The organism is Streptomyces sp. NPDC050121 (assembly GCF_044460385.1).
Lineage (GTDB): Bacteria > Actinomycetota > Actinomycetes > Streptomycetales > Streptomycetaceae > Streptomyces > Streptomyces soliscabiei.
The window spans coordinates 87235-106271 of the sequence record NZ_JBITJV010000035.1 but is presented as its reverse complement, the minus strand read 5'-3'; the positions used below and the strand labels follow the sequence as shown (position 1 = coordinate 106271).

Genomic DNA, 19037 nt, shown 5'->3' with positions numbered 1-19037 from the left:
AAACGCCCGGTTACATTCCGAACCCGGAAGCTAAGCCTTACAGCGCCGATGGTACTGCAGGGGGGACCCTGTGGGAGAGTAGGACACCGCCGAACTCCTTTTAGAGCTCTGGCTCTTGGGCATACAGCCCAAGAGCCAGAGCTTTTTTGCGTTGGGGTATGGTCAGGGGGCATCGTTGGCTCATTTTCTACTGGAGGCCCCCGGGTGGAGGTCCAGGAGACCCGTGTCCAGACAAACCGGGTGCTCACCATCCCGAACATCCTCAGCATGGCGCGTCTCGTCGGCGTGCCCGTGTTCCTGTGGCTGATCCTCCGGCCTGAGTTCGGAGGCCCGCAGAGCGACGGCTGGGCCCTTCTCGTGCTGGCTTTCAGCGGGGTCAGTGACTATCTGGACGGCAAGCTCGCGCGGCGCTGGAACCAGATCAGTAGCCTCGGCCGGCTCCTCGACCCCGCTGCGGACCGGCTCTACATTCTCTCGACTTTGGTCGGTCTCACCTGGCGGGACATTCTTCCTCTCTGGTTGACCGCTGTACTTCTTGCGCGTGAGCTGGTTCTGCTGGTGATGGTGGGCATCCTCAGGCGTCACGGGTATCCCCCGCCGCAGGTGAACTTCCTGGGGAAGGCGGCCACCTTCAATCTGATGTACGCCTTCCCGCTGCTTCTGCTCAGTGACGGAAGTGGATGGCTGGCGTCACTCGCTGCTATTTTCGGATGGGCGTTCGCCGGATGGGGTACAACGCTCTATTGGTGGGCAGGAGTCCTCTACGTGGTACAGGTCCGCCGCCTCGTTCGTGCGGACGCCATGGCCGACTGACCTCGCCGATCGGCAGCAGCAGTGGCTCGATGGCCCGCGGCGGGAAAGTGCGGGACAATCTGGACGGGTGAAGTCGGCTAGACCGTCGTCTCTTTTTAGGAGGACGCTTCCGACATGAAGGCCGTCGTGATGGCTGGAGGCGAAGGCACACGCCTTCGCCCTATGACCTCAAGCATGCCCAAGCCGCTCCTGCCGGTGGCCAACCGGCCGATCATGGAGCACGTTCTGAGGCTGCTCAAAAGGCATGGGCTCAACGAGACCGTCGTAACAGTCCAGTTCCTGGCGTCTCTGGTCAAGAACTACTTCGGTGACGGCGAGGAGCTCGGAATGGAGCTCAGCTATGCCAACGAGGAGAAGCCACTCGGTACCGCCGGAAGCGTCAAGAACGCAGAGGAGGCGTTGAAGGACGACGCCTTCCTCGTCATCTCCGGCGATGCCCTCACGGACTTCGACCTCACCGAGCTGATCAACTTCCACAAGGAAAAGGGCGCGCTCGTCACCGTCTGTCTGACGCGTGTGCCCAATCCGCTGGAATTCGGCATCACCATCGTCGACGAAGAAGGCAAGGTCGAGCGTTTCCTGGAGAAACCGACCTGGGGCCAGGTCTTCTCGGACACGGTGAACACGGGTATCTACGTCATGGAGCCCGAAGTCTTCGACTACGTCGAGGCCGATGTTCCCGTCGACTGGTCCGGTGACGTCTTCCCGCAGCTGATGAAGGAAGGAAAGCCGGTCTACGGCTTCATCGCCGAGGGCTACTGGGAGGACGTCGGCACACACGAGAGCTACGTGAAGGCCCAGGCCGACGTGCTTGAGGGCAAGGTCGACGTCGAACTCGACGGGTTCGAGATCTCGCCCGGCGTGTGGGTGGCCGAGGGCGCCGAAGTGCACCCCGACGCCGTACTCCGCGGGCCCCTGTACATCGGGGACTACGCGAAGGTCGAAGCCGGCGCCGAAATCCGCGAGCACACGGTCGTCGGCTCCAACGTCGTTGTGAAGAGCGGGGCGTTCCTGCACAAGGCCGTCGTGCACGACAACGTATACGTCGGGCAGCACAGCAATCTGCGAGGCTGTGTCGTCGGGAAAAACACCGACATCATGCGGGCGGCCCGGATCGAGGACGGCGCCGTCATCGGCGACGAATGCCTGATCGGTGAAGAATCGATCGTGCAGGGCAATGTGCGGGTCTACCCCTTCAAGACCATCGAAGCCGGTGCGTTCGTCAACACATCGGTGATCTGGGAGTCGAGGGGGCAGGCGCACCTCTTCGGCGCCCGCGGGGTTTCCGGAATCCTGAACGTCGAGATCACGCCCGAGCTGGCCGTGCGTCTCGCCGGGGCCTACGCCACGACCCTCAAGAAGGGATCGACGGTCACCACGGCCCGGGACCACTCCCGTGGCGCCCGTGCGCTGAAGCGGGCGGTCATCTCCGCGCTCCAGGCCAGCGCCATCGACGTACGCGACCTGGAGAACGTACCGCTGCCCGTGGCGCGGCAGCAGACCGCGCGGGGGAGTGCCGGCGGGATCATGATCCGGACCTCGCCCGGGGTTCCGGACTCCGTGGACATCATGTTCTTCGACGGGCAGGGCGCCGACCTGTCGCAGGGCAGTCAGCGGAAGCTGGACCGGGTGTTCGCGCGGCAGGAGTACCGGCGGGCGTTCCCCGGGGAGATCGGGGACCTGTACTTCCCGGCCAGCGTCTTCGACTCGTACACCGGGTCGCTGCTGCGGAACGTGGACACGACCGGGATCACCGAATCCGGGCTCAAGGTCGTCGTGGACGCCTCGAACGGCAGCGCCGGGCTGGTGCTGCCGAGCCTGCTGGGGAAGCTCGGGGTGGACTCGCTTACCATCAACCCCGGCCTGAACGAGGCCAGGCCAACGGAGACGGGCGACCAGCGGCGCTCCGGGCTCGTGCGGCTCGGGGAGATCGTGGCCTCGTCGCGGGCCGCGTTCGGCGTGCGGTTCGACCCGGTGGGTGAGCGCCTCTCCCTCGTTGATGAGAAGGGCCGCATCATCGAGGACGACCGCGCGCTCCTCGTGCTGCTCGACCTGGTGGCTGCGGAGCGGCGCAGCGGGCGGGTGGCTCTGCCGGTCACCACCACGAGGATCGCCGAGCAGGTGGCGGCGTATCACGGGACACAGGTCGAGTGGACAACGACGTCGCCCGACGATCTCACGCGGGTCGGGCAGGACGAGACGACCATCTTCGGCGGAGACGGCAAGGGCGGCTTCATCGTCCCGGAGTTCAGCAGCGTCTTCGACGGTACGGCGGCCTTCGTACGGCTGATCGGGCTGGTGGCGCGGACACAGCTCACCCTCAGCCAGATCGATGCGCGGATCCCGCGGGCGCACGTCCTGAAGCGGGATCTGGCGACCCCGTGGGCCGTCAAGGGTCTGGTGATGCGGCGGGTCGTCGAAGCGGCCGGAGATCGCTTCGTGGACACCACTGACGGTGTACGGGTGGTGGAGACGGACGGGCGTTGGGTGATGGTGCTGCCCGACCCGGCCGAGGCCGTCACCCATCTGTGGGCGGAGGGTCCGGACGACGCGTCCGCGCAGGCCCTGCTCGACGAGTGGTCGTCGGTCGTGGACAGCGCCGGACGCTGAACCACGCGCACACGCGCGTGCCGGACACGTGCCCCCAAGGGGGCCGGTCCGGCACGCCGGTGGGGCCATTCGGAGGTACTGGGCGCGACGTGCGACGATGTGCGGCATGCCGCAGCAGCCCCCCGTTCGGAGCACACCCGCGCGCGCGTCGCGTCCGGACGCGTCCATGTCGCTGCTCACCAACGTCATGGACCACAGCCTCGACGACGGGTACGCCGAGGCCTCCGCCCGTAAGCGGGCCGAAGGCGCGGGCGGCCTGCCCAAGACGGTGCGGGCGAAGCTCGGTCTCGCCGCGGGGCTGGTGCTCGCGGCCCTCGTGGTCACCGTCGGGGCGGCGCAGGCGCGGGTCGCGGCTCCGGTCGTCGCCAAGGAGCGCGAGGAACTGATCGATCGCATCGACCGCGAGACCACGGCTGCCGACAAGCTCGAGAGCACCGTCGACAAGCTGCGCGACGACGTGAGCGCCCGGCAGCAGAAGGCGCTCAAGCAGAGCGGGGGCAGTGACCGGGCGGACCTGGTGGGCATCCTGTCGGGCGCCGTCGAGGTGCACGGCCCGGGCGTCAGACTGGTCGTGGACGACGCCAAGGAGGCCACTACGGGCGGTGACGGTGACCCGCGCGAGACCTCCGGTTTCTCCGACACCGGGCGGGTCCGTGACCGTGACATGCAGCGTGTGGTGAACGGGCTGTGGGAGTCGGGCGCCGAGGCCGTCTCCATCAACGGGCAGCGGCTGACGGCGCTGTCGGCGATCAGGGCCGCGGGGGAGGCGATACTGGTCGACAACAAGCCGCTGGTGCCGCCGTACACGGTGCTCGCTGTGGGGGACGGGAAAAATCTCAGTACCCGGTTCCAGAACAGCGCCGACGGGCTGTATCTCAACGCCCTGCAGGAGAACTACGGCATCCGGACGGCCATCTCCGTGGCGAACGACATCCGGCTGCCCGCCGCACCGAGTGTGATCGTACGTACAGCACAGCCGAGAACTGAGAAGGACGCATCGTGATCGCCGTACTGGGCCTCGTCGTGGGAGTCGTGGCCGGCCTGTTGGTCCAGCCAGAGGTTCCGGCAGCCGTCGTGCCGTATCTGCCGATCGCCGTGGTGGCGGCGCTGGACGCCGTGTTCGGCGGGCTGCGCGCCATGCTCGACGGCATCTTCGACGACAAGGTGTTCGTGGTGTCGTTCCTGTCGAACGTGGTCGTGGCCGCCCTGATCGTGTTCCTGGGTGACGAGTTGGGTGTGGGGTCGCAGCTGTCCACGGGGGTCGTGGTCGTCCTCGGCATCCGGATCTTCTCCAACGCCGCGGCGATCCGTCGGCACGTCTTCCGGGCGTGAGGCCGATGAGCGAGCAGGATGAGGCGCCCGGGAACAGGCTGCGCAAGGAGTTGCCCGACGAGGTGCCCGTGACGTCGTCCGAGGACGGTGCGGCCGAGAGGCCGGCCGCGCCCGTGCTGACCGGCCGGCAGCGGTTGGTTCAGGGGCTGTGGCCGCCGCGGGTGTCGCGGGCCCAACTCATCGTGGCTCTGCTGCTGTTCGGCCTTGGTTTCGGCCTGGCGGTCCAGGTCGCCTCCAACAGCGACAGCGGCAACGCTCTGCGCGGTGCGCGGCAGGAAGATCTTGTACGCATCCTCGATGAACTCGACGACCGCAGTCAGCGTCTTGAGGACGAGAAGCAGGGACTCGAGAAGCAGCAGCAGGAGCTGGAGAACAGCTCCGACCAGGCCGAGGAGGCCCGGAAGCAGACGGTCGAGAAGGAGAGGCAACTCGGCATTCTGGCGGGCACGGTGGCTGCGCAGGGGCCCGGCATCACGATGACCATCGAGGACACGAAGGGGACGGTCAAGGCCGACATGTTGCTCGACGCGATCCAGGAGTTGCGCGCGGCCGGGGCCGAGGCGATCCAGGTGAACGGTGTACGGGTCGTCGCCGGCACGTACCTGACGGATTCCGGCAAGAGCGTGAGCGTCGACGGGAACAAGATCAACGCGCCCTTTCGTTTCAAGGTCATCGGCAACCCGCAGGATCTCGAGCCGGCGCTGAACATCCCTGGAGGCGTGGTGCAGACTCTTGAGAAGGAGCAGGCCACCGTGACCGTCGAGCGGTCGGACAAGATCGTCGTGGACGCCTTGCGAGCAGCGAAGCAGCCTGACTACGCTCGGTCGTCGGTCCAGTGAACCGGTGGTGCATGGGGGGCGTCCGGCAGGGGCATGAGGTTGCGGGGGGTCGACGCACCGATCGGGTGGTGCGTGGTGGAAACTGTCTGGTGGACATGGACGTTGTGAAGGTGTCCGGGTCGGCCGGTGTATTCAGTCAGGGTTCGTCCTGCCCCACGGGCGGGTCTGTTTCGGTCAAGGGGAATCGCCCGTGAAGTTGTTTGCGAAGTTGTTCGGCAAGAGCGCGCGAGAGGGCAGCGACAACGCGACCGCTCGTCATCGCGCACAGCCTGACGCAGAGGGTCAGCGGCCCCTGTTCAGGGACCAGGTGGGTGGTCCGGGCGGCGACATTTCCGGAGGTCAGGGTGCGGCGTCTGTTGACCCTGCGCAGTCCGGCGGCATAGGTTTCGGCCAACCGTCAACCTCAAGTGCGGGTGGAGGGTTTTCCCCTATGTCGGCCCTGGTGTGTACGAGGTGCGGTAACCGCAACGCGGAGAACAGCCGCTTCTGCTCCAATTGCGGCGCTCCGTTGCGTCCCGGGCTGACGCCCGAGCGCGCGTCGGAGACGACCTCCACCATCTCTATTTCCGGTCTTGAGGCCTACGACGCCGAGGTCACCGGTCAGACGCAGTTGCCCGCGCTGTCTCCCGAGGCCCAGGCCGCGGTCGACGCTCTGCCGCTGGGTTCCGCGTTGCTGGTCGTGCGCCGCGGTCCGAACTCGGGCAGCCGCTTCCTGCTGGACGGCGACCTGACGACGGCCGGCCGTCACCCGCAGAGCGACATCTTCCTCGACGACGTGACGGTCTCTCGTCGCCATGTGGAGTTCCGGCGCAACCCGGACGGCACGTTCCGGGTTGCGGACGTCGGCAGTCTGAACGGCACGTACGTCAACCGGGAGCGGATCGACGAGGTCGCTCTGTCGAACGGTGACGAGGTGCAGATCGGCAAGTACCGGCTGGTCTTCTACGCGAGCCAGCGGGGCTACTGACCCTCCCCCGGACGCCGTCCGGGGGGACCCCAGGGAAGGTCCATGCTTCGAACACCGAGGGGCGGTGCCGGCCACGGCGCCGCCGCCGCGGACGGTGGTCCGATGAGCATCGGCACTGTGTTGAACGCGCTGCGCGACGAGTTTCCCGACGTCACCATCTCCAAGATCCGTTTCCTGGAGTCGGAAGGGCTCGTCGAGCCGCAACGGACCCCGTCGGGGTACCGCAAGTTCAGCGCGGAGGACGTCGAGCGCCTCGGTCACGTGCTGAGGATGCAGCGGGACCACTACCTGCCGCTCAAGGTCATCCGTGAGCATCTGGACGCCATGGAGCGCGGCGAGGCCGCGCCGTTGCCGTCCGTCGGCCGGCAGCGGGACGGCGACGCGATCATTGAGCCCGCGGAGGGTCCCACCGTCGCCCGGATCGGCCGGTCCGAGCTGCTGGCGGCTGCCGGAATCGGTGAGCCGGAGCTCGCGGAGTGGGAGTCGTACGGGCTCGTCGTGCCCTTGGAGGACGGGGTCTACGACGCCGAGGCGGCCACGGTGGCCGCGCTCGTGGCGGAGCTGGGCAGGTTCGGGATCGAGCCCCGGCATCTGCGTGTGATGAAGGCCGCGGCCGATCGTGAGGCCGGGCTCGTGGACCAGGTGGTGGCTCCGCTCAGGCGTCACCGCAATCCGCAGACCAGGGCCCATGCGGAGGCCCGTACGAAGGAACTCGCGGGGCTCACGGTGCGGCTGCACGCTGCGCTGGTGCAGACCGCGCTCGGGGTGCGGCTGCCCTGAGCGGGCGGGTTTCGACCAGGGTGGATCGGTCACCCGTTCCCGGCCCGACTACCCAAACGTCCCGGGCACGGCCTAGGGTTGCTGTGTGAACGAGCTCGATGTCGTAGGTGTCCGGGTCGAGATGCCCTCCAACCAACCGATCGTGCTGCTGCGTGAAGTGGGAGGCGACCGTTACCTTCCCATCTGGATCGGACCGGGGGAGGCGACGGCCATCGCCTTCGCCCAGCAGGGCATGGCACCCGCGCGGCCGCTGACCCACGACCTGTTCAAGGACGTGCTGGAGGCCGTCGGCCAGGAGCTCACCGAGGTGCGCATCACGGATCTGCGCGAGGGCGTCTTCTACGCGGAGCTGGTCTTCGCCAGCGGGGTCGAGGTGAGCGCGCGGCCGTCCGACGCCATAGCGCTGGCGCTGCGTACGGGGACGCCGATCTATGGCAGTGACACGGTGCTCGACGACGCGGGGATCGCCATCCCGGACGAGCAGGAGGACGAGGTGGAGAAGTTCCGCGAGTTCCTCGACCAGATCTCGCCGGAGGACTTCGGCACCAGCAACCAGTAGTCGGCACACAGCCGTGACACGGGCGTCCCGTACGGGGCGCCCGTCCTGTTCACGGCAAATGCCGGCGGCGAGTGAGAGCGTCCTACGGCTCGTTCTCGGCGCATTCGGCTAGCCTTTCCCCGCGGTGGGGTGCGGGAAACCACTCCTAGGGTGATTATCACTCGGCGTGCCGAGTGTGGCGATCGTTGACGCACCCCTGGTGACTGCCTACCGTCGAGAAGGCAGGTCAAGGACGGAGGTCGGCGTGAGAAGCAGCGGCGACGGTACGGCTGGGGGTGCCCCCGGACTCGGTGTCGGGGGGAGCGGTCCGTACCCTCCCCCAAGCTCTCAGCTGCGCTCGGGAAGGGGGTATCCCCCTCACGACAGCGCGGCCGATCACGCCCCTCATCGACCGGCGGCCGTGCCGAGCAGCGGAGGGGCGACATCCATGGCGTCCGAGCAGATCGGCTATCGCGGCCCGACGGCCTGTGCGGCCGCGGGCATCACCTATCGGCAACTGGACTACTGGGCCCGCACCGGGCTCGTCGAGCCGAGTGTGCGGCCCGCCCACGGGTCGGGTACGCAGCGGTTGTACAGCTTTCGGGACGTCGTCGTCCTGAAGATCGTCAAGCGTTTCCTCGACACCGGGGTGTCGCTGCAGAACATCCGCACCGCCGTTCAGCATCTGCGGGAGCGCGGCTTCAGCGACCTGGAGCGCATGACGCTGATGAGCGACGGCGCCACGGTCTACGAATGCACCTCTCCGGACGAGGTGCACGCGCTGCTCCAGGGCGGTCAGGGGATCTTCGGGATCGCCGTGGGCGTGGTGTGGCGGGACGTCGAGAGCGCGCTGTCGCAGTTGCACGGGGAGCGGGTCGACACCGGTGAGACGCTCGTCGGGCACAACCCGGCGGACGAGCTGGCACGTAGGCGCAACCGGGCGGTCTGAGGCTCGTCGCGTGATGTGAGGGCGGCTGTACGACCTCATTGTCAGTGGCGTGGTGCAGCATCGGACATGTGAGAAACGCGCCCACGATCCTGCACCTCGACATGGATGCCTTCTTCGCGCAGGCGGAGCAGGCGTCCAAGCCGAGTCTGCGCGGGAAAGCCGTGGTCGTGGGCGGTCTGGGGCCCCGCGGAGTGGTCGCGACCGCGTCGTACGAGGCGCGGGTCTTCGGGGTGCACTCGGCGATGCCCATGGCCCAGGCGCGCAGGCTGGCTCCGAACGCGGCCTATCTCGTTCCGCGCTTCGCGTTCTACCGGTCGATCAGCGACCAGGTCATGGAGCTGCTCGGGGCGCTGTCGCCGCTGGTGGAGCCGTTGAGTCTGGACGAGGCCTTCGTGGACCTGGAGGCCGGGGAAGCGGCCTGGGACAGTGAGTCGGCGCGGCTGGCGGGCATCAGGCTGCGCGCGGACATCCGGGCGGTCACCGGGCTCACGGGTTCGGTGGGACTGGCCTCCTGCAAGATGCTCGCGAAGATCGCCTCGGAGCAGGCGAAACCCGACGGTCTCGTACTGATCGAGCCGGGCACCGAGCGGGCGCTGCTCGGGCCCATGTCGGTGCGGACCCTGCCGGGGGTCGGCCCGGCGACCGGCGACCATCTCAGGAGGGCCGGGATCACCACGGTCGACGAGATCGCCGAGGCCGGTGAGGACGAGTTGGTTCGGCTTCTGGGTAAGGCCCATGGGCATGCCCTGTACGCCATGGCGTTGGCGCATGACGACCGGCCCGTGGTGGCCGAGCGGGAGACCAAGTCGGTGTCGGTCGAGGACACGTACGACGTGGACATCCACGATCGGGTCCGGGTCGAGCTGGAGGTGCAACGGCTGGCGGACCGGTGTGTGCGGCGGCTGCGGGGGGCGGGTCTGTCCGGGCGGACCATCGTGCTGAAGGTGCGGCGGTACGACTTCTCCACGCTCACCCGGTCCGAGACCCTGCGCGGTCCCACGGACGATCCGGCGGTGATCCGGGAGGCGGCGGCCCGGCTGCTGGAATCCGTGGACACGACGGGAGGGGTGCGGCTGCTCGGCGTGGGCGTCAGCGGGCTGGCGGACTTCACGCAGGAGGACCTGTTCGCGCAGGCGGCGGAGGAGCGGGCGGAAGGGCCCGAGGAGGACCTGGCGGACGAGCCCGTCGGCGAGGAGCCGGTGCCGGTCGAGCACCACTGGCGGCCGGGACACGACGTGCGGCATGCCGAACTCGGCCACGGGTGGGTGCAGGGCAGTGGGCTGGGCCGGGTCACGGTGCGGTTCGAGACGCCCGAGTCGGAGCCGGGACGGGTGCGGACGTTCCGGACCGACGACCCTGAGCTGGAGCCGGCGGATCCGCTGCCACTGGTGCGGCGAATATCTGACGAGGACGGCCGGGCCGGGAACTCTCAGCGAGACGGATCAGTTACACAGAGTGAAGCGGCTCGCGGTGTGGGATGAGTCGGAGGGGTGGCGCTGTCCTGCGAGGCGGCGCCGATAGGAGAGGGGGAAGCTGGATGAAACTGCACGGAGGTCGGGTCGTGGACGCGGGTGGGGTGTCGCCGGAGCGTGCGGCGGAGATGCGGCAGGTGGTGGATCGGGTCACCCGCTGGTGCGCGAACCGGAGCGACGTGGTCGGGCTGCTCCTCGTCGGGTCATGTGCGCGTGGTGCCGCGCGTCCCGATTCGGACGTCGATCTCGTGCTGTTGTCGACGGCCCCTGACCGGTACGCCGCCGACGACGCCTGGGCGGGTGAACTGTCCCTGGGGGAGCTGGTCCGCGTGCAGGAATGGGGGCCCATCACCGAATGGCGGCATGTCACCGCTTCCGGTCTGGAAGTGGAGGTGGGGGTCGGTTCTCCCGACTGGGCGCGGGCCGATCCGGTCGACGACGGCACGCGGAGAGTCGTCACGGACGGAGCCCGGCCGCTGTACGACCCTGCCGGGATCCTCCGGGAGCTGATACAGGCCTGTGCCTGAGGGGCTCAGCTCTCGTCCGTCCCCGCGAGCCGGCCGAAGTCGTGGTCGGGAAGCGGAGGCGGGGCGGCCACGTCGAGGCCGTAGTGGTGGTAGAGCTGGAGTTCCTGCTCCGGAGAGAGGTGGCGGCCCACGCCGAAGTCCGGGGCGTCCTTGATCAGGGCCCGGTCGAAGGGAATGTGCAGGGTGCCCTCGACCAGCTCGCTGGGCTCCAGAGGGACGAAGGCGTCGCGGGAGAACAGACCGGTGCGTATGGCCGCCCACTCCGGCACTCCGGTGGCGTCGTCGAGGTAGACCTCGTCGACGGTGCCGATCTTGGTGCCGTTGCGGTCGAACGCCTTGCGGCCGATCAGGTTGCGCGGATCGATGTCGGTCTGCACGGGCCCTCCACATGGTCGCAACTCATCCGTAAGCACTACAAAAGAGCACTTTGGGACGGGCGGCCACTCGAGAGGGTGGCGTTGACCTCGCTGGTAGTCTGACAACGGCTGCTGACCCCGTGCGGGAGAGTCCTCCGGACATAATCGGAGGCGCCGAAGGAGCAAATCCTCCCCGGAATCTCTCAGGCTCACGTACCGCACGGACGAGGTCACTCTGGAAAGCAGGGCGGGTGCCGACGGCGTCGACGGCGTCCGCTCTCACCGACGGTGAAAGCCGGCTGTCCTCGGGCGGCCGGTGAAGCTCTCAGGTTGAGATGACAGAGGGGGAGGCCGTCCGGGTACCCGCGCCGTGGTGACCCTCGAAGGTCGTCAGACCAGGAGGCCTCAGAAATGACCGCCGATCGCATTCCGCTCTCCGAACTCGAACAGGGAATCCCCTTCGAGCAGCGCCACATCGGGCCCGACGTCGAGGCGCGGGCCAAGATGCTCGCGCAGGTCGGCTACGGCTCGCTCGACGAGCTCACCGCCGTCGCCGTCCCGGATGTGATCAAGAACGCCGACACGCTGGACCTGCCGGGAGCGCGCACCGAGGCCGAGGTGCTGGCCGAACTGCGTTCGCTGGCCGACCGCAACCAGGTTCTCGACTCGATGATCGGGCTCGGGTACTACGGGACGTTCACGCCGCCCGTCATCCTGCGCAACGTCATGGAGAACCCGGCCTGGTACACGGCCTACACGCCGTACCAGCCGGAGATCTCGCAGGGTCGGCTCGAGGCGCTGCTGAACTTCCAGACCATGGTGGCCGACCTGACCGGGCTGCCCACCTCCGGTGCGTCCCTGCTCGACGAGGGCACGGCCGCCGCCGAGGCCATGGCGCTGTCCCGGCGGATGGGGAAGAACAAAAAGGGCCTCTTCCTCATTGACGCGGACGTGCTGCCGCAGACCATCGCCGTGATCGAGACCCGGGCCGAGCCGACCGGCGTGGAGGTCGTCGTCGCGGACCTGAGCGACGGCATTCCGGCGGAGTTCGCCGGGCGCGAGATCAACGGCGTGCTCGTGCAGTACCCCGGAGCCTCCGGCGCCGTGCGCGACCTCAAGGCGATCGTCGACGAGGCGCACGGGCTCGGCGCGCTTGTCACGGTGGCCGCGGATCTGCTCGCGCTGACGCTGCTGAAGTCGCCCGGTGAGCTGGGGGCGGACATCGCGGTCGGCACGACGCAGCGGTTCGGGGTGCCGATGGGCTTCGGCGGGCCGCACGCCGGCTACATGGCCGTCCACGAGAAGTTCGCGCGCAGCCTGCCCGGGCGGCTCGTGGGGGTGTCCGTCGACGCGGACGGGCACAAGGCCTACCGGCTGGCGCTGCAGACGCGTGAGCAGCACATCCGGCGTGAGAAGGCCACGAGCAACATCTGCACGGCGCAGGTGCTGCTGGCGGTGATGGCGGGCATGTACGCCGTCTACCACGGGCCGGACGGGCTGCGGGCGATCGCCCTGCGCACCCACCGGTACGCGGCGATCCTCGCCGCCGGGCTCTCGGCCGGCGGAGTCGAGGTCGTGCACGGGTCGTACTTCGACACCTTGACCGTGCGGGTGCCGGCGAAGGCCGCCGAGGTCGTCGCCGCCGCGCGGAAGCACGGGGTCAACCTGCACCTCGTCGACGCCGACCAGGTGTCGATCGCCTGCGACGAGACGACCGGGCGGGCGCAGGTGGCGGCGGTCTGGGCCGCCTTCGGCGTGGACGGCGACATCGAGTCGCTCGACACGGCCACCGCCGAAGCCCTGCCCGCCGGGCTGCTGCGGTCCGACGCGATCCTGACCCACCCTGTCTTCCACCGGCACCGCTCCGAGACCGCGATGCTGCGCTATCTGCGCAGGCTCGCCGACCGGGACTACGCGCTGGACCGGGGCATGATCCCGCTGGGCTCCTGCACCATGAAGCTCAACGCGACCACCGAGATGGAGCCGGTCACCTGGCCCGAGTTCGGGCAGTTGCACCCCTTCGCGCCGGCCGAGCAGGCGGCGGGCTACCTCACCCTCATCCGTGAGCTGGAGGAGCGGCTCGCCGAGGTCACCGGGTACGACAAGGTGTCCCTGCAGCCGAACGCCGGGTCGCAGGGGGAGCTGGCGGGGCTGCTCGCCGTCCGCGGGTACCACCGGGGCAACGGGGACGAGCAGCGGACGGTCTGCCTGATCCCGTCCTCCGCGCATGGCACGAACGCGGCCAGTGCCGTCATGGCGGGCATGAAGGTCGTCGTCGTGAAGACCGCCGAGGACGGCGAGATCGACGTCGAGGACCTGCGGGCGAAGATCGAACAGCACCGGGACGAGCTGGCGGTGCTGATGATCACCTACCCGTCCACGCACGGCGTCTTCGAGGAGCACGTCGCGGACATCTGCGCGCAGGTGCACGAGGCGGGCGGGCAGGTGTACGTCGACGGCGCCAACCTCAACGCGCTCGTCGGGCTCGCCAAGCCGGGGCACTTCGGCGGGGACGTCTCGCACCTGAACCTGCACAAGACGTTCTGCATCCCGCACGGCGGTGGCGGCCCGGGGGTCGGGCCGGTCGCCGTACGGTCGCATCTGGCGCCGTATCTGCCGAACCACCCGCTGCAGCCCGCCGCCGGGCCGGAGACGGGTGTGGGGCCGATCTCGGCGGCTCCCTGGGGCTCCGCCGGGATCCTGCCGATCTCCTGGGCCTATGTGCGGCTCATGGGCGGCGAGGGGCTCAAGCGGGCCACGCAGGTCGCGGTGCTCAGCGCCAACTACATCGCCAAGCGGCTGGAGCCGCACTACCCGGTGCTCTACACCGGCCCGGGCGGGCTGGTCGCGCACGAGTGCATCATCGACCTGCGGCCGCTCACCAAGGCGACCGGGGTGAGCGTCGACGACGTCGCCAAGCGGCTCATCGACTACGGGTTCCACGCGCCGACGATGTCGTTCCCGGTGGCCGGGACGCTGATGATCGAGCCGACCGAGTCCGAGGACCTCATCGAGCTGGACCGTTTCTGCGAGGCGATGATCGCCATTCGCGCGGAGATCGAGAAGGTCGGGGCCGGCGAGTGGCCGGCCGAGGACAACCCGCTCCGGGGCGCCCCGCACACCGCGGCGGCGCTCGGCGGGGAATGGGAGCACGCGTACACGCGTGAGGAGGCCGTCTTCCCGGCCGGGGTGTCCGCCGCCGACAAGTACTGGCCGCCGGTGCGCCGGATCGACCAGGCCTTCGGCGACCGGAACCTGGTCTGCTCGTGCCCCCCGCTGGACGCGTACGAGGACTGAGCGGGCGAGGCGCTGCTCGGCTGGGGTTTCCCAGCCGAGTCGCCGTCCTTGCCGATGATCGGGGCACCTCCCAGCGACCGGGCAGGGTCTCTCCGGGGCGGCCGCGGTCTGGGGTGCGCGGGGCACGGGGGTGATCCCGACTGTTCTGCGCGCTGCGGAATCGCTCAGGTCCCGGCCCGTGAGCGGGCGTGTTCGGCCCGCTCACGGGCCAGGGTCTCGCGGCGCTGAGCCTGGAGTCCGTCGCACCGCTCTCGACGCGCCCAGGGCGTTCTGTGCCGTGGGCGGGGCGTCTAGTCGGTGGCCAGGGACACCTCGGTCGCCTTGATCAGCGCGATGACGCCGGAGCCCACGAAGAGACCGAGGTCGGTGGCCGCGTCCTTGGTGATCGCCGCGGTGAGTTCGCCGCCCGCCACGGTGATCTTCACCGTGGCCATGGCGCTGCCGATCATGAGACCGGTGATCGTGCCGGGGAGCCGGTTGCGGATCGAGAGGCCGTCGACCGGGCCGGTGGCCAGCGAGACCTCCGTCGACTTCACCAGTGCGCGGACGGCGGTACCGGCGGTGAGGCCGAGGTGGTTCACGGCCTCCAGCGTGATGGCCGCCGTGACGTCCTGGCCGCCGGCCAGGCGGATCGTGACGGTGGCCATGACCTCGCCGGGGTGGACGGCGGTGACGGTGCCGGGGAGCTGATTGCGGATGCTCAGGGTCATGGGCACCAACGGTAGGGCTCCGCTCGGTTTATGCCGGGTATGCATGGGTCTGCGTCGCCTTGACGCTTGCCCAGACCTTCGCACCCGGGTGCGGTTCGAGCTCCGCGGCGGCGACCAGGAGGAGGTGGCCGCCCGTCGTCGTTCAGGTGCGGTCGATGTGTACGTTTGTCGACTTCACGCGGGCCGTGGCCTCCATGCCGACCTCCAGTCCCAGTTCCTCGACGGCCTCGCGGGTGAGCAGGGAGACCAGACGGTGCGGGCCGGCCTGGATCTCCACCTGGGCGGCGACGTCGCCGAGCTTGATCGCGGTGACGATGCCGGGGAAGGCGTTGCGGACCGAGGTGTACGGGGTGTCCTCGGCGGGGCTGTCGGCCCGGGCGAGTGCCACGGAGAAGGCGGCGAGGTCCTTGCCGTCGATGAGGCGCCGTCCGGCCTCGTCGCGATGGGTCGCCACCCGGCCGGCGTCGGCCCAGCGGCGTGCGGTGTCGGGGCTCACGCCGAGCAGCCGTGCCGCCTGGCCGATTGTGTAGCTCTGCATGCCGGTCACGATAGGGCCGCGAGCGGCAGATGGTGGACGCGGGGCGACCGCGGGGGACGGTCGGCCGACCGCGGAAGCGCCCGCGCCCGTCGACCGCGCTCACGGCCGACATGGGCGCGGTCGACCTGCCGGTCGACCCCCGGCTCGCCGCGGTCTGCGCACTCGTCCACATGAACCCCGTCGACCAGCGCACCCTGGCCGTCCTCGGCGCCGCGACCGGCACCGGCGAACGCACGGGGGAGCCGGGTCGGGCCGAGGTGCAGGACATCGGCCGGATCGAGCGGAAGTCCTTCGGGCGAGGGTGGTGCCGGCGAGCGGTCCCAGGGGACGTGACGCTCGATTTCAGCAGGGCGGGGTTCGGGGACGGACCCCTCCGGGGCGGGCTGGACAGGCACTGCGGCTGGGACGGAGCCATGGACGGAGGGGGCGTGGTGGACGCCGACGTGCTCGCTGTCGAGTTCGCCCAGCTCAAGGGCCATTGTGCCTCTTCGGCGGACGGGCCTCAGGGTGGATCGTCGTGCGTCCTTCAGCGCAGGCCCGAGGCTTTGAGGATCGCCCGTGCGATCGGGTCGTCGATCTCGTGACGCAGGCGCTCCAGCACCTCCGCGCCTTCCCGCAGGGTGCCGCGTTCCAGGGAACGGCGTGCTCCTGTGTCGAGTTCGTGCCAGAGCAGCGGGTCTCCGGTGAGCACTCGGGGGTCCAGCTCCAGCCGGTGTCCGTGGGCGTCGGACAGGACCAGGTGGGCGGAGGCCCCGCCGTATTGGCGTACGGCGACCGGCGCGTCGGTGCGCACCTGGCGCCGACGGACCGGGCCGCTGACGGCCAGCAGGCCGGGGCCCGCGGCGACCCTCGGGGGGAGGAGCACGGCCAGGACACCGGCGGAGAGGGTCAGCCACAGCAGGGCACGGGGAAGGGTGAGGGTCGCCGCGTCCCAGTCGACCAGGAACGCCAGAGCGCAGAAGCCGAGCGCGCAGCCCGTCGCGAGCCGGACGGCGGCGCGCCGGCGGCGGTCGACGGTCGGGTACGCCGGTGCACCGCCGCCGCGGCCTTGCCGCTGCCTTGCTTCCGGCCCTTGCATGAGCCCGAAGGTAGGCCGCTCCGGGGGCCGCGGGGAGGGGCGCTGACGGGGTTCTGACGTTGTCCGGCGGAATTCTTACGCGTTTCTGACGGTGCCGGGTCCCGGGATCAGCCGGTGTGGACGCGGGGACGGCGGGCGCGGTCCGGTTCCGCCTCGCGCAGGACCTCGCGGGTGACCGGGGCGACCTCGCCCTGGCCGAAGAGGAAGAAGCGCAGGAAGTTGGCGAAGGGGTTGCCCTCGGTCCACTCGAAGTAGATGTGCGGGAGGCAGCCGGTGGAGTCGCGGGTGTGCAGGAGCAGCGCGGCCAGGGCGTTGGAGATGGAGGACGACTCCAGGGTCAGGACGCGGTAGCGGTTGTGCAGGACCTCTCCGCGCACGGTGAGACCGGACTCGAACTCGGACGGGTCGACGACCGTCACCTCGACGAAGACGAAGTCCTCGCCGGGGATGTCGTTGTCCTCGCGGATCTGCTCGATCTTGTCGCGGTACTCGGCCTTGTCGCGCTGGCCGGGCTCGTTGGCGATGAACCGTATCCTGCGGCTGGCCATGTCCCGGATGAAACGTTCCGCCATGTCGTCGAGCGTCACGCTGGTCACGCGGAGCTCGAAGGCGCGGGCGAGGCGGGAGAGCAGGGAGACGAGGATGATGCCGGCGATGAAGCAGGCGCCGATCTTCACGCCGTCGGGGCGTTCGATGACGTTCACGACAGTGACGTAGAGCAGGACCGCCGAGACGACGGCGAAGCCGATGGTCCAGCCGCGTTGCCGGGCGCGGCGGGCGGCGATGGTCACGGCGATGGCCGCGGAGGACATCAGGACCAGGACGCCGGTGGCGTAGGCGCCGCCCTGGGCGTCGACGTCGGCGTCGAAGATCCAGGTGACCAGGAAGGCGATCAGGGTGAAGACGATGACCATGGGGCGCACGGCGCGGGCCCAGTGCGGGGCCATGCCGTAGCGGGGGAGGTAGCGGGGCATCAGGTTGAGCAGTCCGGCCATGGCGGAGGCGCCGGCGAACCAGAGGATGGCGATGGTCGAGACGTCGTAGACCGTGCCGAAGGCGTTGCCCAGGTACTCGTGGGAGAGGTAGGCGAGGGCGCGGCCGTTGGCCTGGCCGCCGTTCTTGAACTCCTTCTCCGGGATCAGCACGGTGGTGATGAAGCTGGTGGCGATCAGGAAGACGCTCATGATCAGGGCGGCGGTCGTCAGCAGCTTCTTGGTGTCCCGGATGCGGCCCTTGGGGTTCTGCGGGGTGTCGTCCGGGTCGCCCTGGACGTGGGGCATGACCGCGACGCCGGTCTCGAAGCCGGACAGGCCCAGCGCCAGTTTGGGGAAGACCAGCAGGGAGACGCCGATCATCGCGAAGACGTTGCCGTGCTCGGCGGTCAGGGCGTTGGACCAGTCGGTGACCACATGGCCCTCGGTGAGCACGTGCCACAGGCCCACGGCCACCACGACCGCGTTCAGACCGAGGTAGACGACCACCAGGGCGACGGCGACCCCGATGGCCTCCAGGAAGCCCTTGAGGAACACTGCGCCGAGCAGGGCGACGAGGATGAGTGTGATCACCATCTGCTGGTCGTGCAGGGTGCTGGTGAGGTGCGGGTTCTCGACCAGGTGGGTCGAGGCGTCGGCGGCCGACAGGGTGATGGTGATCAGGAAGTCGGTGGCGGCGAAGCCCAGCAGGGTCAGGACGAACAGCTTGCCCTTCCAGAAGGACAGCAGCCGCTCCAGCATGGCGATCGAGCCCTCGCCGTGCGGGCTCTCCTCGGCAACTCGCCGGTAGACCGGCAGGGCGCCCGCCAGGGTGACGACGACGAGCACGATGGTCGCCACGGGGGAGAGCAGACCGGCCGCGAGCGCGGCGATGCCCGGCTGGTAGCCGAGGGTGGAGAAGTAGTCGACGCCGGTCAGGCACATGACCCGGTACCAGCGCTGCCCCTTGGGCTCGGGCTCGGGCTTGGCCTCGGCGCTCGGAGCCGGCTGCTGAGCGTGTCCCTTGCCCATGTCGGACAGGCCCTCCAGCATCCAGGCGCGCAGGCGACCGGGGGGAGGGTGCTCGGTGGTGGCCATCGGCGTGCTCCTGATGTGCGGCTCGGCGTGTGGTTTCGGCCATCACGCGGACGGCGGAATCAGCGTAAGCGGAGAGTGACGCCCGGGCCCACGGATCATGGGTCGGACGGCGTCAAGCTTCCGTTAAGACTGGTCGCGGGCCGGACGCCCGGCTCCCTGTGC

The 19037-nt window shown here is 69.3% G+C and carries 17 protein-coding genes, 1 rRNA gene, 1 pseudogene and 1 riboswitch; of the genes and pseudogenes, 14 read left to right on the top strand and 5 right to left on the bottom strand.

Annotated features, from left to right (window positions below):
- From rrf to ACIBTS_RS37710, 12 genes are all read left to right on the top strand, one after another.
- Positions 1-95: ribosomal RNA gene (gene rrf / locus ACIBTS_RS37765) — 5S ribosomal RNA — on the top strand; the annotation flags it as partial.
- Positions 96-204: 109 nt separating this feature from the next.
- Positions 205-813, top strand: coding sequence for a CDP-alcohol phosphatidyltransferase family protein (locus ACIBTS_RS37760; RefSeq protein ID WP_319675682.1), 609 nt, complete (start codon positions 205-207; stop codon positions 811-813).
- Positions 814-927: 114 nt separating this feature from the next.
- Complete coding sequence (locus tag ACIBTS_RS37755; protein WP_079663610.1) at positions 928-3423, top strand: mannose-1-phosphate guanyltransferase; 2496 nt, start codon at positions 928-930, stop codon at positions 3421-3423.
- 106 nt (positions 3424-3529) lie between these two features.
- Complete coding sequence (locus tag ACIBTS_RS37750) at positions 3530-4426, top strand: DUF881 domain-containing protein (RefSeq protein ID WP_399325191.1); 897 nt, start codon at positions 3530-3532, stop codon at positions 4424-4426.
- A complete protein-coding gene (locus tag ACIBTS_RS37745; RefSeq protein WP_020133151.1) occupies positions 4423-4755 on the top strand; it encodes a small basic family protein in 333 nt (110 codons plus the stop codon). Before ACIBTS_RS37750 ends, ACIBTS_RS37745 begins: the two co-directional genes overlap by 4 nt.
- 5 nt (positions 4756-4760) lie before the next feature.
- Positions 4761-5594 (top strand): DUF881 domain-containing protein, encoded by an 834-nt coding sequence (locus ACIBTS_RS37740; protein ID WP_399325190.1) that lies wholly within the window; start codon positions 4761-4763, stop codon positions 5592-5594.
- Positions 5595-5676: 82 nt separating this feature from the next.
- Positions 5677-6561 (top strand): FHA domain-containing protein, encoded by an 885-nt coding sequence (locus tag ACIBTS_RS37735; RefSeq protein WP_319348038.1) that lies wholly within the window; start codon positions 5677-5679, stop codon positions 6559-6561.
- Between the two features lie 42 nt (positions 6562-6603).
- A complete protein-coding gene (locus ACIBTS_RS37730; RefSeq protein WP_399325189.1) occupies positions 6604-7341 on the top strand; it encodes a MerR family transcriptional regulator in 738 nt (245 codons plus the stop codon).
- Positions 7342-7426: 85 nt separating this feature from the next.
- Positions 7427-7900: a bifunctional nuclease family protein gene (locus tag ACIBTS_RS37725; RefSeq protein WP_004934251.1), complete on the top strand. Its 474-nt coding sequence runs from the start codon at positions 7427-7429 to the stop codon at positions 7898-7900.
- A gap of 244 nt (positions 7901-8144) precedes the next feature.
- Positions 8145-8828: a MerR family transcriptional regulator gene (locus ACIBTS_RS37720; protein WP_399325188.1), complete on the top strand. Its 684-nt coding sequence runs from the start codon at positions 8145-8147 to the stop codon at positions 8826-8828.
- A 68-nt stretch (positions 8829-8896) separates the two neighbouring features.
- A complete protein-coding gene (locus ACIBTS_RS37715; RefSeq protein ID WP_399325187.1) occupies positions 8897-10309 on the top strand; it encodes a DNA polymerase IV in 1413 nt (470 codons plus the stop codon).
- Positions 10310-10365: 56 nt separating this feature from the next.
- Positions 10366-10827: a nucleotidyltransferase domain-containing protein gene (locus tag ACIBTS_RS37710; protein WP_399325186.1), complete on the top strand. Its 462-nt coding sequence runs from the start codon at positions 10366-10368 to the stop codon at positions 10825-10827.
- Between the two features lie 5 nt (positions 10828-10832).
- Here ACIBTS_RS37710 and ACIBTS_RS37705 read toward each other — a convergent pair whose 3' ends face one another.
- Complete coding sequence (locus ACIBTS_RS37705; RefSeq protein WP_079663616.1) at positions 10833-11204, bottom strand: PRC-barrel domain-containing protein; 372 nt, start codon at positions 11202-11204, stop codon at positions 10833-10835.
- A gap of 112 nt (positions 11205-11316) precedes the next feature.
- Positions 11317-11412, top strand: a riboswitch (glycine riboswitch).
- Between the two features lie 182 nt (positions 11413-11594).
- Here ACIBTS_RS37705 and gcvP point away from each other — a divergent pair.
- Entirely contained in the window at positions 11595-14480 is a 2886-nt protein-coding gene (gcvP, locus tag ACIBTS_RS37700) for an aminomethyl-transferring glycine dehydrogenase (protein ID WP_399325185.1), read from the top strand.
- Positions 14481-14770: 290 nt separating this feature from the next.
- Here the strand turns inward: gcvP and ACIBTS_RS37695 are convergent, their stop codons facing one another.
- Both ACIBTS_RS37695 and ACIBTS_RS37690 read right to left on the bottom strand, forming a co-directional pair.
- On the bottom strand, positions 14771-15190 hold the full coding sequence (locus ACIBTS_RS37695) for a molybdopterin-binding protein (RefSeq protein WP_399325184.1): 420 nt from the start codon (positions 15188-15190) through the stop codon (positions 14771-14773).
- Between the two features lie 142 nt (positions 15191-15332).
- Positions 15333-15728, bottom strand: a complete 396-nt coding sequence (locus ACIBTS_RS37690) for a helix-turn-helix transcriptional regulator (protein WP_319673738.1) — start codon at positions 15726-15728, stop codon at positions 15333-15335.
- Positions 15729-15856: 128 nt separating this feature from the next.
- Here ACIBTS_RS37690 and ACIBTS_RS37685 point away from each other — a divergent pair.
- Positions 15857-15964, top strand: a pseudogene (locus ACIBTS_RS37685) (AraC family transcriptional regulator); the annotation flags it as partial.
- A gap of 290 nt (positions 15965-16254) precedes the next feature.
- On the opposite strand, the gene ACIBTS_RS37680 reads toward ACIBTS_RS37685, so the two are convergent.
- Both ACIBTS_RS37680 and ACIBTS_RS37675 read right to left on the bottom strand, forming a co-directional pair.
- Positions 16255-16806, bottom strand: coding sequence for a hypothetical protein (locus ACIBTS_RS37680; RefSeq protein WP_399325183.1), 552 nt, complete (start codon positions 16804-16806; stop codon positions 16255-16257).
- Positions 16807-16913: 107 nt separating this feature from the next.
- Positions 16914-18875 carry an amino acid transporter gene (locus tag ACIBTS_RS37675; RefSeq protein WP_399325182.1) on the bottom strand — a complete coding sequence of 654 codons (1962 nt, stop codon included), beginning with the start codon at positions 18873-18875 and terminating at the stop codon, positions 16914-16916.
- Positions 18876-19037: the final 162 nt, after the last annotated feature.